The organism is Nonomuraea sp. B208 (assembly GCF_057536035.1).
Map to the genome: position 1 here is coordinate 270369 of NZ_BAAJOU010000014.1, position 14943 is coordinate 285311.

Here is a 14943-nt window from a genome sequence, read left to right on the forward strand (position 1 = left end):
TGCCCATCTTGACCGTTGTGGCCCGTCGGGCACATCGCCACCCCACGGGCGTCCTTTGGGGCAGCTACGGAGCGCCGCGGGTGCACGCGCAGTTGCGACAGGACGGCCAGCGGTGCGGACGGCGGTGGGTGACCCGGCTGATGCGCGCGCTCGGCCTGGCCGGGCGGTATCGGCGCCGCCGGCGGCAAACGACGATCCCCGACCCGCACGCAAGCCTCCACCCGGACCTGATCGAGCGCGACTTCACGCCGGACGCGGCAGCCGTCGATACGCGCTGGTGCGGCGACATCACGTGCGTGCCGACCGAGGAGGGCTTGCTTTATCTCGCCACCGTCATCGACATCGCCTCGCGGCGGGAGGTCGGCTGGGCGACCGCCGATCACCTGCGCACCGGCCTGGTGGCCGAGGCCCTGCAGCAGGCTTGCGCCCGCCGCCGGCCGACTGAGCCGGTGATCTTTCATTCCGATCGCGGCTGTCAAGGTGGATTCAATCAGTGCTCGCAACACCTCGTCGTTAGAGGTGTTGGTGCATGGGCGTGGGCAAGAAACAGCAGGCGGTCCGCTTGTATCGCGGTCAGATCCCCTCGCAGGGAAGGCCAACTGTCGCCTGGCGACAGGACCGTGTCCGGTTCTGGCAAGCGATCGCTCGAGGGGTGAGCTCGGAGGACGGCGCAGCTGAGATCGGCGTGTCACCAGCGGTTGGGACACGGTGGTTCCGCCAGGCTGGCGGGGTGGGACCATGCCTTGCCCCGACGGTGTCGGGCCGCTCGTCGCCGCCGCCATCGACCGCTTCCTCGCCAGCCTGCCCGCCAAGACCACCCGCGACAGCTACGCCAAGACCCTCACCCACCTGGCCGCCCGCGCCGGGGACCGGCCCGTCGCCGACCTCTCCCTGCGAGGACCACGCAGCGGTCATGGACCGCTGGACCACCGCGGCGGCCGCCACCTGGAACCGGCACCTGTCCGCCCTCGTCACCGACCTCGACCTGGAACGCCGCCGCGCCCGCGTCACTCCAAGGGCGGCGCCATCGAGTACGTGCACTGGGCCACCGCCACCGCCCGCCTGCTGCCCCGCCTGCTGCAAGGCCGCCAGGCAGGGCCCGTCTTCCTGGCCGACCGGCGCGCCCCCGCCTCCGGGCCGCGCGCCCGCCACCACCGACATCTGCCCGTCACCGGACGCGGCCGCCTGTCCTACCCGCGCGCCGAGTACCTGTTCAAAACCGCCACCGCCGCCCTCGACCCCCACCATGAAGGCTGGACCTTGCACCAACTCCGGCACAGCGCGCTACAGCATCTGGCCGAGGCCGGCCGCACCGCACCCGAACTCCAGGCCAAGTTCCGCCGCCAGAGCCTGGCCAGCCTCGGCCGCTACGTCCGCCTGGGCGAGAAGACCTCCGCCCGTATCACCGCCGAGGAAGACCCCGCGGCCCGCCGGCGCAAGCGCTGACGCCAGGCATGTACGCCACGCGGTGTGTTTCTGGCGTACTCCGGCCGCCCCCCTGGTGGTGCCGCCACTCGCCGACGTCGACGGCCGGCCCGGCGTACACCTGCCTGCCGGAGGCTTTCACGCCGTCACCCTCGAGGACGGCGTCGTGACGCTGCACCATGACGACCGCGCCCTCCCCCCTCACCGACGTACTCCAGTCGCCGGCACAGGCCCGAGCACTGAGCGCCGCCCTCCTGGCCATCACCGCCCCGTCATCCGATTGACGGCGCCGCAAGGGCCATATCTACAACATGCCTCTGAACTGCGGAAACGTACAGGATTAGCGAGGGCGAAGGGAACCGGCTGCCACCAATGCATGTCGACACAGCGGTGTCGGGACTCGTTAGACAGAGGCGAAGCTCTGGGTGTTATGAACCCACGTTGACAGGCCTCAATCGCGCTGACATCCATTGGCATTTCTTGCTGACATCTTCTGGCATAACGCCACTTCAGACGTGCGATCGCGTGGTCAGCGGATGACACTATTGCCATCACCTGTCACTGGAGCGGAAGGCTCTTCCGTACACATCTAACTGTCGATAGGCAACAGGACAGGACGATCAACTCTTACGGGCGCAACCCCAAACGGATCGTAAGTATGTACGCTGCGGCGCGGCATCTACTGTAAATGTGGGCGTTCACCTGCGAAGACATCTTCCAGAAGTCGCGAAGGCGTCCCCCAGCGTCGAGCACTCAAACGATTTTACTGACACCTCGTGGCACTTCTACTGACACTAAGCGGCATTACCCCAGGACAACTTCGTGGCAATCTGCACAAGGCCAAGCTGTCCGGAGGCGGAGGCGCAGCGGATGTCGATCGCCCGCGCGCTGCTGTCCGGCGCGCCCGTGCTGGTGCTGGAGGAAACCTCGGTGAAGCCGTCACGGTGGCGGCAGCCGATCTTCAGCTCCGCGGGAACATTTGTCCAAGACCGCCGGTCTGCCGGCCGTGCACAGTCTCCGCATGAGTGAATACGACATTGAGCACTCGCATGGGATGCACGTGGTCCATGACGGCCCGCGGCAGGCGCCGCCGTTGCTGCTCATCCACGGGTCGGGGGCCTCGGGCGGTTTCTGGGGCCGGGTGGTCCCGGCGCTGGCCGGCCATCATCACGTCATCCGCGTCGACCTTCCGGGCTGTGGCCAGTCCCCGCCCGCGCCGTCGTACGACGTGCCCGCGCAGGCAGGCCAGGTGGCGGCGCTGCTGGACGACCTCGGCCTCCGTCACGTCGCCGTGGCCGGGCACTCCAGCGGCGGCTACGTCGCCACCGCGCTTGCCGAGCAACGTCGCGACCTCGTGGGATCGCTTGCACTGATCAGTAGCGGCCCGAGCCCGGATGCGCTCCTCCGGCAGCCGTTCATCCTTCGGGTGCTGCTGGCCCCGCCGTTGGGCCCGCTCCTGTGGCCGAGGCGTTCGGACGCGATGATCCGCAAGGGGATCAGCGCGACGGCCGTTCGCCCGGTGGACCTCCCGGATGACGTGGTCGCCGACGTACGGGGCATCACCTACCGCGTGATGAGGACGGTGCTGCGTCAGAACACCGCCTACATCGCCGAACGGAGCGTGCCCGAGCGTCTCGCCGCCCTTGGCCTCCCCGTACAGGTGATCTTCGGCGCTGCCGACCCCCGCTGGGAGCCGTCGTCGGCGCACCACTACGACGCGGTGCCGGGCGCGCGGGTCGAGCTGCTGCCCGGCGTCGGGCACCTGCCCATGCTGGAAGCGCCCGAGACGGTCAGCGAACTGCTGCTGAGCTTCACGGCAACGGGGCCGTCGACGACCCGTAATCCCTGATGCCTGGACCGGCCATGTGTTGCCGCCCGGGGCGCGGTCAACCTCGACCGCCGCGCCTCGGTCACCATCCGCGACACCGTCGTGATGCCCGGTAGCGACACCCGTTCTCTCCAGGTGACCTCGGCGAACACCTCGTGAGCTGGTTCCGTTCACGTCGCAGGTTGTCCGAGGCCGAAGGCGGCGCGCAGCGGGGGTGGCGGAGCGGGATCATCGGAGCTTGCGGCGATAGTACGGATAGCGATATATCGCTACATGCCATTACGTGAACAGAGCTATCTGATCCTTCTGGCCCTCTCCCAGGGCTCTCTGCACGGGTACGGCGTGATCAAAGCGGTGCGGGAGCTGTCCGACGGACACGTACGGCTCGGCACGGGCACGCTTTACGGCGCTCTGGAGCGGCTGGCGGGCGACGGCCTGGTCACCGTCGTCAAGGAGGAGGTCGTCTCCGGCCGCCACCGCCGCTACTACGACCTGACCGGCCACGGCCGCCAGGTGCTGGCCGAGGAGACCACCCGCCTGGCCCGCCTGGCCGCCACCGCTCAGCGGCGTCTGAGCCTCCAGCCCGGGATGGGGGTGTGATGACCCACGACGTCGCCTCCGCCTACGAACGCCGCTGCCGCCTACTGATGCGGCTGGCCTATCCGCCCCGCTTCCGGGAGTTCCGCGGCGCCGAGCTGCTGGGCACCCTGCTGGACCTGGCCGAGCCGGGACAGCGCGGCCCGGGCGTGCGCGAGTCCTTCGACCTGGTTCGCGCCGGGCTCATGCTGCGTCTGCGCGAGCATCCGCCGCCGTGGCGCTGGCTGCTCTACCGGGTGTTCGGCGTTCGGCTGCCCTCGCGTTATCGCTGGTGGGCCAGGGACGACATCCGCGGCCGTTTCTTCGTCGAGCGGTACGTGAGCGTCGTCATGCTCTTCTGGGTCATGTTTCTCGTACGGGTCGAGCGGGGCCTGCCGTACTGGGCCGGGCTGGTGATGATGTGCTGCACCTACCTGATGGCCCGGTTGTCCCGCAACGGTCTGAGACGGCGGTGGCTCGCCGGACATGAGTTCCACCCTGATGGGACCTCATATCGTCACTTCGACGGTGACACCAGGCCCGCCTCGTAGGCGAGGATGACCAGCTGGACCCGGTCGCGGGCGTCGAGCTTGCTGAGCAGCCGGCCCACGTACGCCTTGACGGTGGCGACGCTGATGACCAGGTCGGCGGCTATCTCCGTGTTGGTCAGGCCGCGGGCGATCAGGGTGAGGACCTCGCGTTCGCGCTCGGTGACGCCCTCCAGCTCGCGCGGCGGCACGGGATCGGGGGCGGGGCGGCCCGCGAACGTCTCGATCAACCGCCGGGTGACGCCCGGCGCGATCAGGGCGTCGCCGGCGGCCACGACCCGGATCGCGGTGAGGATGTCGTCCAGGGCCATGTCCTTGACGAGGAATCCGGACGCGCCGGCGCGGAGCGCGCCGTGAACGTGCTCGTCCTCGTCGAACGTGGTCAGGACGATCACGCGGGCCTGGCCGGGACCCCGGGCGATCAGCCGGGTGGCCTCGATGCCGTCCATGACGGGCATACGGATGTCCATCACCACGACATCGGGGTTCAGCTCCTCGGCCAGCAGGACGGCCTGGAGCCCGGTCGCAGCCTCGCCGACGAGTTCGAGGTCGGCGGCGTCGGAGATGACCAGTTGCAGGGCGGTGCGGATCAGCGGCTGGTCGTCGGCCAGCAGGACGCGTACGGTCATCGTGCCTCGGCGTGCAGGGGCAGGCGGGCCGTGACGCGGAAGCCGCCCTCGGCGCGGGGCGCGGCGGAGAAGCTGCCCTGCAGCAGGTTGACGCGCTCCCGCATCCCGACCAGGCCGAATCCGCCCTCCGGCGGGCGGCGCGGGCCGCGGCCCCCGTCGAGGATCTCGACGGCCAGCTCGTCGTCCCGGTAGTCGATCGACACCTGGCAGCGGCTCGTGCCGGCGTGGCGGACGACGTTGGTGATCGCCTCCTGGATGATGCGGTAGGCCGAGACGTCGATCTCCGGCGGCAGCGGGCGGCGTTCGCCCAGCCGGCGCACCTCGACGTGGACGCCGGCGTCCGTGGTCGTGGCCACGAGCTGGTCGAGGTCCGACAGGCCGGGCGCCGGGTCGAGGGGACGGCTCGGCTCGCCGTGACGCATGGCGCCGAGCATGCGCCGCAGTCCGGACAGCGTCTCCCGGCCGACCGTCTCGATGACCCCGAGCGCCTGGCCCGCCCGGCCCGGCTGGGTGTCGATGACCCGGCGGGCGGCGCCGGCCTGCAGCGCGATGACGCCGATGCTGTGGGCGACCGTGTCGTGCAGCTCCCGCGACAGGCGCAGGCGTTCGGCGGCGACGGCCTGGGCGGTGGCCGTGGCGGCCAGCGTCTCGGCGTGCTCGCGGGCCTGGCGCACCGAGTGGCCGACCAGCCAGGCGATGACAGCCGTCATGGCCACCGCCAGCTCCGCCGAGGTGCCGGCGGGCCAGCCGGCCAGCACCCGGACGGTCAGGTAGCCGGCGAGCACGGTGAGCGCGCCGAGCAGGGCGAGGATCCCGGTCCGGCGGGCGCGTCCGGCCGCGATGAAGTAGAGGGCGGCGTCGACCGCCAGGAACTGCGCCAACGGGATCTCGGCCACCCCCAGCGGCACACACGCGAAGACCGCGGCGGCGAGCAGCAGGCCCAGCGCCGGCAGCGGTCGCCGGCGCAGCAGGACGGCGGCCACGTGCGCCAGCGCGGTGGACACCACCAGCCAGGTCAACCCGTCCCACTCGAAGAAGAGCGGCCCGGCCAGTTTGGCGGGCCCGGACTCGCCGGGCAGCCTGAACCGGATGAGGAAGGTGAACACCAGACCCGCCCACCAGGCGAGGACCGTCCACGCGGCGGGCGGGACCCGCTTCAGCGGCGGCGAGGGCGGTGTCACGTGCATGCCCGGAATCGTAACGACGCGTCCGCGGCCCGCGCATCGGACCACGGGTGTACGACCAGGGGCTACATCCGGGTCCGCGCGTACGTCCGCAGGGCGTCGCGGACGAGTCGCGCCCCCGCTTCGTCGTCGTACATGCCGGCGAAACGCGGGTCGTCGACGTACATGTCCCCCAGGCACTGCACCATCTCGATCGAGCGCTCCCGGTCGCCCTCGGCCGTCGGGGTGCCGGGAATCCTGCTCAGCCACCGGACGTGCCGGGCGGCCAGCGACTGCGCGTGTTCCGACGTGGGAGCGGTCCCGGTCTTCGCCGCGGCGACCCACGCCGCGACGAGGTCCTCGGTGTCCTGCTTCCACGCCTGCTGCTGGTCGAGGGTCTTGCCGTGCCACCAGTCGTTGCTCACCTGGTACGCGCGCTCGCCCCAGCGTGCGACCACCTCGTCCTCGTAGCGGTCGTTGAACCCCGCCAGCAGGACGTCCAACCGCGGCTCCACCCCCTTCCGCAGGGCGTCGAGCGTGTCACGCACCGACCGGATCTGCCGCTCGACGCGGTCACGTTCCTCCTCCAGCGCGGCGAGGTGGGCGTGGAGCCCGTCGCGGACGTCCACCTCGTCGGCCAGGACCTCGGCGATGGCCGGCAAGCCCATGCCGAGGCGGCGCATGAGCAGGATCCGCTGCAGCCGTACGACCGCGGCCGCGTCGTAGTAGCGGTAGCCGTTCGCGCCCACCCGGGACGGTGTCAGGAGCCCGACGCGGTCGTAGTGACGCAGGGTGCGGCTCGTGACGCCGGCCCTCGCCGCGAGCTCCTGGATCGTCCACTCCATCGTCTCAGTGTCACCTGGTTCCGAGGGTGGCCGCGATGATCTCCGCGCTGTCGGCGTACAGGGCCTGCGCCGCCGTCTGCCCCGTCTCCGCCAGGTAGGCGTCGACCAGCCGGCTGCCGGCGGCGTACCCGGCGCCGATCGGCAGCCCCACCGGGGGCAGGCCGAAGCGCTCGGCGCTGGGGTCGCCGTGCACCCAGGCCGTGAAGTTCTGCATGCCGGTCACGTCGAGCCCGGTGAGCACCTTGGCGAAGACCTCGTCGTCGTGCAGGTGCGGCACGCCGATGCGGGTGTGGCCGAGCTCGTCGCCGTAGAGCTGACGGGCGAGGGCGTCGGCCAGGCCCTCGGAGACGATGTGCTCGCCGACCGTGACGGTCGCCGGGTCCCACACGACCCCGCCAGGGCCGAACCGCAGGTTGTGGTGCAGCTCGTGGACGGCGGTGCTCTCCAGCCGCTCGACATTCTCGGGGAAGGGCCAGAACGTGATCAGGATCTGGCCCGAGATGCCGCCGAACCCGGTCACTCCCTTGCAGGGCCCCATGAAATGGTCGTCACCCGGGTCACCGAGCACGAACAGCACGTCGATGTCCGGGACCTCCAGCCCCGGCGTCGCCTCCCGCAGCACGGCGAACGCGTCGTCGACGGCGCGTTGCATCCGCTTCCAGGCGTCGGCCGCCGCCAAGGTCTCGAGCGCGTCGAGGCAACGTTCCTCGTCGCGGTCGATCGGGAAACCGGACTGTTGGAGGTGCATCGCCACCAGGTCGAGCTCGCCGGGATAGTAGCGGTACAGGCCCCTGATGGGCTCCAGCATCGAACGCAGCAGGTCGGCGCGGTCCGCGGCCGGGGCCTGCAGGATCCGGCGCATGGCGGAGCAGGTGTCAAGAACGGTGATGGACATGGGCCCGATGCTAGAAGTTGACGCAGCGTCAAGGTCAAACCAGATTGAGGCGCGGAACGTCCGTGTCGAACGTGGTCACGACGACCGGCCGCGCAGGCCGCCACGGTGTCGGCGGCGCGAGGGCCACGAGGACCGCGACCCGGGCTAAGACCGCCGGAGCAGGGGGCGCGGGCTTAGGGTTGGCGGGCATGGGGTTGCAACTGGTTCAGGTGAATTTCAAGGCTCGGGACGACGCGGCGCTCGGCCGGTTCTGGGCGCAGGCGCTCGGCTGGGGCGTCTCGAGCGAGGGGCCCGGCGTGACCAACGTCGAGCCTGTGGGCTTCACGTGGCCGGACCCGGCCGCCGTCTGCGTCGACGTCGTCAGCGTCCCCGACCCCGAGACGGTGAGGTATCGCGCGCACCTCGATCTGGCGACCACCTCCGCCGCCCATCAGGCGGAGCTGGTCGCGCGGCTGAAGGAGCTCGGCGCGACGCCCGCCGACGTGGGCCAGGGCGACGTGCCGTGGACGGTCCTCGCCGACCCGGAGGGCAACGTGTTCTGCGTGCTGGAGCCCCGGGAGATCTACCGCGACACCGGGCCGATCGCCGCGGTGGTCGTCAACTGCGCCGACCCGCGGGCCATGGCCCGGTTCTGGGGTGAGGCGGTCGCCTGGACCGTCCATGAGGCGGGCGACGATTTCGCGCGGCTGCGCTCGCCGAAGGGCGTGGGGCCGTACCTGGAGTTCATCCGCGTGCCCGGCGGGGGCAGCGTGTGGACGCGCGTCCATCTCGACGTGCTGCCCTACCCCGGTGAGGATCAGGCGGCGGAGGTGGAACGGCTGAAGGCGCTCGGCGCGACGCTCACCGACGTCGGCCAGGGGGACGTCCCGTGGCGGGTGCTGGCCGACCCGGAGGGCAACGAGTTCTGCGTCCTGCGCCCGGCCTGACGCCGCAGCCGACGGGGCCGGCGCGAAACAAGACGAGACGGACCGTCTTGACCTGACGAAGGAGAGCCGGTACTTTCACAGCATCGACACGAGACGAACCGTCTCGTGTCGCTAAGCACCGACCGATCGGAGATCGCGTATGCGCACCCCGGAAACCGCCGCCCCCCGCACCTGGTTCATCACCGGCGCCGGTCGCGGCCTCGGCCGCGCGTTCGCCCTGGCCGCGCTGGAGCGCGGCGACCGGGTGGCCGCCGCCGCCCGCACCGTCACCCCGGAGGACTTCCCCAGCCAGTACGCCGACCGCCTGCTCGTCCTCCCCCTGGACGTGACCGACCGCGCCGCCGTGTTCGCCGCCGTGGACACCGCCGCCGAGCACTTCGGCCGGCTCGACATCGTGGTCAACAACGCCGGCACCATGTCCTTGGGCATGATCGAGGAGTTCACCGAGGCCGAGGCCCGCGCCCAGCTCGACGTCAACTTCTTCGGCGCGATGTGGGTCTGCCAGGCCGTCCTGCCGCACCTGCGCGCCCAGCGGTCCGGCCACATCGTGCAGGTCTCCAGCATCGCCGCGCTCGGCGGCTTCCCCAGCACCGGCATGTACAGCGCGAGCAAGTTCGCGCTGGAGGGCATGAGCGAGTCGCTGGCGATGGAGGCCGCGCCGTTCGGCGTCAAGCTCAGCATCGTCCAGCCCGGCGGCTACTGGACCGACCTCTACACCAGCATGACCATGGCCACGCCGAAGGAGGAGTACGCATCCTTGCGCGCCGAGCTGGAGAAGCAGTGGGCCGAAGGCTCGGTCGACAGCGAGCCGCGCCTGGCCGCCGAGGCGCTGCTGAAGCTGGTCGACAGCGACGACCCGCCGCTGCGGCTGCTGCTCGGCAGCATGGTGTACGACCTGGCCTTCGACCTCTCCCGGCAGCGGATGGCGACCTGGGCCGCCTGGGAGCAGGTCAGCCGCGACGCCGAGCACGCCGTTCCCGCCCCGGGGAGCGGCCGTTGACGCACCCGCCACGCCCCCGGCCGTACCGACACCAGGAGGACGCTCATATGCGCATCGGTCATCCCTCGCCCGGCACCCAGCTCGCCCTGTCCGGCGTCACCGCGCGCTATGAGGCCCGCCGGTAAGAATCGCGCCACACGGCCCAAACGAGCGGCCTCGCTGCAGGTCACGGAGGGAGGCCCTGCCACGACCCGCAGAATTGACCGGCTCCTTGGGTGGGCGGGGTGACAGCCCAGGCGTCCGGGGTGGCGGTCGTAGTGGCCGGTGGTGTCGGCGCTGGCGTGTCCGATGGCGTCGCGCACGTCGCGCAGCGTCGCGCCGGCGACCAGGGCCAGGTTGATGAAGCTGTGCCGCAGGCCGTTCGGGGTGAGGGTGCGGCACACCGGTGCGGGCAGCGTGAAGGTCTGTCAGGCACGTCAGGCAAGTGGAGCTCAGCATGCCCAGCAGGGTGAGCTCCGGCGTGAAGGCATTCGAACGTGTGGAGAGCGATCGATCAGCGTTGATCTCGCTGCCTGTCGAAAGTCACGACTGCAGCTTGACCTGATCAGGTGCGGATGTGAGGGCGGCGACGGTAAGCGTCAGGTGCTGGGTCAGTACCTCGGTGGCGGTGTCGGCGTCACGGGCCAGTGCCGCTTCCTCCAGGCGGCGGTGCTCCGCGGCGCCATCCCGGTCGGGTGTGCGCTGCGCCGACCAGCGGCGGGCCAGCTCGCCGGCCGTCCATAGCCTGTCGAAGGTGTCCAGCAGCACGGGGTTGCCGCACCCGTCCAGCAGGGTCCGGTGGAAGACGCGGTGTGCCTCCGACCACGCGCTGGTGTAGTACTCGCCTTCCTCCGGCTCGTACGGCGGTGTGCGGGTCAGGCGGTGGTGGGCCGCGCGCACCCGCGCCTCCCAGTCGAGGTCGCCGCGCTCGATCGCCAGGCGCAGCATGACCGGCTCGATCGTACGGCGGGCCTCGGCGATCTGTTGCCACCGCCGGTCGGAGAAGTCGGGCACGGCGAAGCCGCGGTTGGGCAACCGTACCGCGATGCCCTCGCCCACCAGTCGCACCAGGGCCTCACGTACGACGGCCAGGCTGACCTGATGCTGCTGGGCCAGTTGCTGCGGCTTGAGCGCCTCACCGGGGGCGTACTCGCCTCTCATGATCGCTTCCTGAAGCCGGGCGTGCACACGCTCGGAGAGCATCTGTTTCGTCGAGGGGTCGACCGTCTGCGGCATGTCCTCAGGATAGACCATCCGCAAAATAATCGATTATTCGTGTTACAGTCGATGATGCGTGAACGGCGTCCCCCGATGGCGCCGCCCACGTCTGCCGACCCATCGGCCGACACCCTCACCACCTGTTCGAAGGACCAGACATGAACAACCCCTTTGCCCGCCTGCCCCAGGTGCCCTCCTTCACCCTCACCAGCACCACGCTGGCCGACGGTGCCCCCTGGCCCGCCGAACAGATGTCCGCAAGCCTCCCGGGAGGCAAGGACATCTCGCCACAGCTGTCGTGGAACGGCGCCCCCGAGGGGACGAAGAGCTACGCCGTCACGGTGTACGACCCGGACGCGCCGACCGGCTCCGGGTTCTGGCACTGGGCCGTGGCCGACATCCCCGCCACCGTCACTGAGCTGCCCGAAGGCGCGGGCGACGACACCGGCTCCGGCCTCCCCGACGGCGCCTACCAGCTGCCCAACGACGCCCGAGTGGCGCGTTACCTCGGCGCGGCCCCGCCGGCGGGGCACGGCCCGCACCGCTACTTCGTCGTGGTGCACGCCCTCGACACCGAGGCCATCGGCGTCCCGGCCGGTGCCACGCCCGCCTACCTCGGCTTCACCATCACCGGCCACCTCCTCGGCCGCGCGGTCCTGACCGCCACCGCCGAAACCCCATGACCGTGACCCCGATCGAGCTCTCCGCGTCCGGCATCCACCTGTCCCGGGGCGGCAGGATCCACGCCGGTGCCCGGCCGGCGGACGCCGGGCGCGATGGCTGGCACCTGAAGGCGTTCCACGCCAGGACCGGCTCCGACGTCCACGCCGACCACTGGCACGTGAACACCGAGTCCGACGAGATCGTGTCCTGCGTCATCGGCAAGATCCGCCTCTACCTGCGTCCAGAACGACCGGGACGGCAGGGGGAAGTAGAGGAGGAGATCAGACTGACGGCCGGCACCGCCGCCATCGTCCCGCGCGGGCGGTGGCGCCGGATCCAGCTCGACATCCCCAGCACCATCATGACCATCACTGCGTCATGTGGCGGCCGGTTGGAGAGCCGCGCCGACCCCCTCTTGACGGAAACGGCCACCGCGCGATGCTCCGAGTACGACCAGTGCCCGGAGGTGTGCGGTGGCCGGCCCTACTTGCCTTAAAACCCCGGATAACAGCCGGAGCGGCTGGTGCTTGCCACCCTTGCGACGCACCCACAGCACGTCGTAGCCCTCGGTGTGGCCGAGGTCTCCGATGTCGGCCTCGGTGATTGCGCTGGCCTCTGGTGGACAGGAAGAGCACCAGGACGGCAGCGGTGCGGCAGCTCGACTCCTGGGGCCTGGCCCAGGAGATCCCGCAGCCCGGCAGCCGCAGGCTGCTCGTCGAGGCCACCGCCGGGATCGAGTCGCTGCCGGCGGCCGGCCACGCCCGGGCCGGGACCCTGATCGCCGCCCTGCGCTACGGCGAGGGCCTGGTCGAGCCCGGCCCGGCACGGGAGCGGCTCCGCGACGTGATCGGCCTGTTCTCCGACTACGTCGAAGTCGGCGAGCACCTGCTCGCCCGGAGCCGCCGCCGCGACACGTGAGCAGCCCCTGCCGCTCGACACCTGGAACGGCGAATGCGATCCTCGGCGCAGACCCGTCGCTCCAGCACAGAAAGAGGAACACGTGCCGCGATCAGCTCAACGCCCATCGAAAGCCCGTCGTGCCGCAAAGATCCTCCTCGCGACAGTCGTCGCGCTGGCGTCCACCACGCCCGCGCACGCGACCGCGACTCCCACGATCTCCCTGAGAGGCGTGACGGACTGGGACGGCGACGGCCACCAGGACATCCTCGCCATCGACAGCAGCACCGGCTACTTATGGCTCTATCCGGGCGAGAGCAGGCGCGGCTACAGCTTCCAGCCGCGGGTGAGGATCGGCAACGGCTGGAACGATTTCTACGTCCGCGGCATGACCGACTGGGACGGCGACGGCCACCAGGACATCCTCGCCATCCAGCGCAGCACCGGCCTGCTGTGGCTCTACCCGGGCGAGAGCAAGCGCGGCTACAGCAGTCAGCAACCGGTGGTGATCGGCAATGGATGGGACGGGTACCACATCCGTGGCCTGGCGGACTGGGACGGCGACGGCCACCAGGACATCCTGGCGCAGTACCAAGGCGGCGGGCTGCGGCTCTACCCCGGCGAGAGCAAGCGCGGCTACAGCAGTCAGCCAATGGTGGGAGTCGTCATGGCCGGCCGCCTCACCTACATCCGCTGGGTGGCCGACTGGGACGCCGACGGCCACCAGGACGTCATCGGCAACGGCACCGGAAACGATCTGCTGATCCTCTACCCCGGTGAAAGCATCCGGGGTTTCAGCAGCCAACCCCGGGTCCAGATCGGCAACGGCTGGCAGCGGTATCTCGTCGCGAGCGTCGCCGACTGGGACGCCGACGGCCATCAGGACGTCATCGCCATCAACTACGACACCTGGGACCTGTGGCTCTACCCCGGCGAGAGCAAACGCGGCTACAGCAGCCAGCAACCGGTGAAGATCGGCAACGGCTGGATCGGCTGACCCTGGGCCACGCCACCCCGACCGCGCGGTCGGACCGACGACCCCACCTGCCCGCCCTCTGCCGTGTGATCAGCGCGCCACTCCGTCACGGCGCCGCCGGGTGGCACGAATCTCGGCGTCGGCGACCTTGTCGTCCAGCAGCGCGTACAGCTGGGCTGGGTCGGTGCAGGCGTGGCCGAGGCGAGACATCGAGATCGACCCCGGCTGTGGCGCAGTAGCGTTGCCAGCGGTGGTGAGCGGCGTCGTAGGACAGCGACCCGCCAGCGCCGTCGATGCCGGCGTGAAACAGCGGTCCGGCGGTGTAGCCGGCGCGGGCCAGACAGAGCTTGAGCAGGGTGACATAGCCGCGGTCGTCCAGCAGCACTTGAACGCGCCTGTCAGCTGAGTCGTCTACTTCGGGCCCACCAGCGACGCCGACGACTGTTGTCTGGAGCGCGCCGACATGACCGTCATCGGCGCCGACGGCGGCAAGGTCACCTACTCCGTGCTTGCCGGGGGCGACAAGCTCTGGCTGAGCAAGGACACCGGTCTGATCGTGCACCTGGAGCGGTAGGCGGCCTCACCCAATCAAGATCGCTACGGAGGATCGAAGACCCCCTCCTGCTGGCAGCCCTCGTCATCGTCACCCATGACCGGCGCGTGCGGGCCAGGTTCACCGGCTCCCACCTGGAGCTCAGGGCGGGCAGGGCGGAGCGGCCCGGTCGTCGGCCTCGCCCAGCTGCTGTTCCAGCCGCTCCAGGCCGCCCCTGATGAGCCGCCCGTAGTCGTCGTCGCCGAGCCTGCCGATCTCGGCCCGGGCCTGCCGCAGGTGCTCGCGGGCACGGTCGAGATCGCCCAGCTTGCGGTAGCACTCGGTGAGGTTGAGGTGCAGCGACGGGTACAGGCCGGCCACCGAGAGCGCGACCCCGGCCCCCGCCAGGCGCTCGTCCGTGACCTGGCCGACGGCGGCGAGCGCCCGCAGGTCCCACATGAGCTCCTCGTGCACGTCGTCCTGCACGTCGGCCATGGCGTGGGCGAGGACGCAGATGTGCAGCGGGTCGCCCTCCTCGCCGCCGATGTCCTCCCAGATCTCGGCGAACAGGTCACGAGCGGCTTCGCGCTGACCTTGGTGGTGATGTAACTCCACCCCTTGGCCGATCCGGAGAATCGTCGGGTCGGTGATCATCGGCAGCCCCTTCAGCGGCGCGGAAAGTGGCGCGGGAACAGGGGGCCAGACTACGGGTCCCAGGAGACACTGGCGAAACACGGTGTGATGTACGACACTCTCTTCCTAGAACCCTGTTTTAGAACAGCGTTCTGCGCTCCCGTGCCGCCGTACCACCCCACGCGGGAGCACCTAGCGCGGAGGAGAAAG

Annotated in this window: 17 protein-coding genes and 1 pseudogene; 12 read left to right on the plus strand and 6 right to left on the minus strand. The window is 70.4% G+C overall.

Annotation, left to right across the window (positions count from 1 at the left end):
• The first annotated feature begins 17 nt into the window (after positions 1 to 17).
• The 6 genes and pseudogenes from AC27IY_RS11865 (at position 18) to AC27IY_RS11890 (ending at position 4380) form a co-directional block, all read left to right on the plus strand.
• Complete coding sequence (locus AC27IY_RS11865) at positions 18 to 656, plus strand: DDE-type integrase/transposase/recombinase (protein WP_487178042.1); 639 nt, start codon at positions 18 to 20, stop codon at positions 654 to 656.
• A pseudogene (locus tag AC27IY_RS11870) lies at positions 563 to 766 on the plus strand (IS30 family transposase); the annotation flags it as partial. The gene AC27IY_RS11865 and the pseudogene AC27IY_RS11870, both read left to right, overlap by 94 nt.
• A complete protein-coding gene (locus AC27IY_RS11875) occupies positions 739 to 1446 on the plus strand; it encodes a hypothetical protein (protein WP_449953212.1) in 708 nt (235 codons plus the stop codon). The pseudogene AC27IY_RS11870 and the gene AC27IY_RS11875, both read left to right, overlap by 28 nt.
• Before the next feature lie 1000 nt (positions 1447 to 2446).
• Positions 2447 to 3274: an alpha/beta fold hydrolase gene (locus AC27IY_RS11880; RefSeq protein WP_487177962.1), complete on the plus strand. Its 828-nt coding sequence runs from the start codon at positions 2447 to 2449 to the stop codon at positions 3272 to 3274.
• A gap of 252 nt (positions 3275 to 3526) precedes the next feature.
• Complete coding sequence (locus tag AC27IY_RS11885) at positions 3527 to 3853, plus strand: PadR family transcriptional regulator (protein WP_487177963.1); 327 nt, start codon at positions 3527 to 3529, stop codon at positions 3851 to 3853.
• Positions 3853 to 4380 carry a DUF5313 family protein gene (locus AC27IY_RS11890; protein ID WP_487177964.1) on the plus strand — a complete coding sequence of 176 codons (528 nt, stop codon included), beginning with the start codon at positions 3853 to 3855 and terminating at the stop codon, positions 4378 to 4380. The genes AC27IY_RS11885 and AC27IY_RS11890 overlap by 1 nt, the downstream gene beginning before the upstream one ends.
• Here AC27IY_RS11890 and AC27IY_RS11895 read toward each other — a convergent pair.
• The 4 genes from AC27IY_RS11895 to AC27IY_RS11910 all read right to left on the minus strand — a co-directional run bounded on the left by AC27IY_RS11895 (position 4347) and on the right by AC27IY_RS11910 (position 7909).
• Positions 4347 to 5006, minus strand: a complete 660-nt coding sequence (locus AC27IY_RS11895) for a response regulator (protein WP_487177965.1) — start codon at positions 5004 to 5006, stop codon at positions 4347 to 4349. The genes AC27IY_RS11890 and AC27IY_RS11895 overlap by 34 nt on opposite strands.
• Positions 5003 to 6193, minus strand: a complete 1191-nt coding sequence (locus tag AC27IY_RS11900) for a sensor histidine kinase (RefSeq protein ID WP_487177966.1) — start codon at positions 6191 to 6193, stop codon at positions 5003 to 5005. Before AC27IY_RS11900 ends, AC27IY_RS11895 begins: the two co-directional genes overlap by 4 nt.
• A gap of 62 nt (positions 6194 to 6255) precedes the next feature.
• The gene (locus tag AC27IY_RS11905) at positions 6256 to 7014 is read right to left on the minus strand and encodes a MerR family transcriptional regulator (RefSeq protein WP_371247523.1); all 759 of its coding nucleotides are present in this window, start codon (positions 7012 to 7014) and stop codon (positions 6256 to 6258) included.
• Between the two features lie 10 nt (positions 7015 to 7024).
• Positions 7025 to 7909 carry a DUF2268 domain-containing putative Zn-dependent protease gene (locus AC27IY_RS11910; protein WP_487177967.1) on the minus strand — a complete coding sequence of 295 codons (885 nt, stop codon included), beginning with the start codon at positions 7907 to 7909 and terminating at the stop codon, positions 7025 to 7027.
• A 188-nt stretch (positions 7910 to 8097) separates the two neighbouring features.
• Between AC27IY_RS11910 and AC27IY_RS11915 the strand changes: the two genes are divergently transcribed.
• Both AC27IY_RS11915 and AC27IY_RS11920 read left to right on the plus strand, forming a co-directional pair.
• Complete coding sequence (locus AC27IY_RS11915; protein WP_344220308.1) at positions 8098 to 8835, plus strand: VOC family protein; 738 nt, start codon at positions 8098 to 8100, stop codon at positions 8833 to 8835.
• 139 nt (positions 8836 to 8974) lie between these two features.
• Positions 8975 to 9835: an SDR family oxidoreductase gene (locus tag AC27IY_RS11920; protein WP_487177968.1), complete on the plus strand. Its 861-nt coding sequence runs from the start codon at positions 8975 to 8977 to the stop codon at positions 9833 to 9835.
• A 522-nt stretch (positions 9836 to 10357) separates the two neighbouring features.
• Here the strand turns inward: AC27IY_RS11920 and AC27IY_RS11925 are convergent.
• Complete coding sequence (locus tag AC27IY_RS11925; protein WP_487177969.1) at positions 10358 to 11068, minus strand: GntR family transcriptional regulator; 711 nt, start codon at positions 11066 to 11068, stop codon at positions 10358 to 10360.
• A gap of 122 nt (positions 11069 to 11190) precedes the next feature.
• Here AC27IY_RS11925 and AC27IY_RS11930 point away from each other — a divergent pair, with 122 nt between their 5' ends.
• From AC27IY_RS11930 to AC27IY_RS11945, 4 genes are all read left to right on the plus strand, one after another.
• A complete protein-coding gene (locus tag AC27IY_RS11930) occupies positions 11191 to 11715 on the plus strand; it encodes a YbhB/YbcL family Raf kinase inhibitor-like protein (protein WP_487177970.1) in 525 nt (174 codons plus the stop codon).
• On the plus strand, positions 11712 to 12191 hold the full coding sequence (locus tag AC27IY_RS11935) for a cupin (RefSeq protein ID WP_487177971.1): 480 nt from the start codon (positions 11712 to 11714) through the stop codon (positions 12189 to 12191). Before AC27IY_RS11930 ends, AC27IY_RS11935 begins: the two co-directional genes overlap by 4 nt.
• 122 nt (positions 12192 to 12313) lie before the next feature.
• On the plus strand, positions 12314 to 12613 hold the full coding sequence (locus AC27IY_RS11940; RefSeq protein WP_487177972.1) for a hypothetical protein: 300 nt from the start codon (positions 12314 to 12316) through the stop codon (positions 12611 to 12613).
• A 211-nt stretch (positions 12614 to 12824) separates the two neighbouring features.
• Positions 12825 to 13589 carry an FG-GAP repeat domain-containing protein gene (locus AC27IY_RS11945; protein ID WP_487177973.1) on the plus strand — a complete coding sequence of 255 codons (765 nt, stop codon included), beginning with the start codon at positions 12825 to 12827 and terminating at the stop codon, positions 13587 to 13589.
• A gap of 673 nt (positions 13590 to 14262) precedes the next feature.
• Here AC27IY_RS11945 and AC27IY_RS11950 read toward each other — a convergent pair.
• Positions 14263 to 14754, minus strand: coding sequence for a hypothetical protein (locus AC27IY_RS11950; RefSeq protein WP_423446743.1), 492 nt, complete (start codon positions 14752 to 14754; stop codon positions 14263 to 14265).
• Between the last annotated feature and the right edge of the window lie 189 nt (positions 14755 to 14943).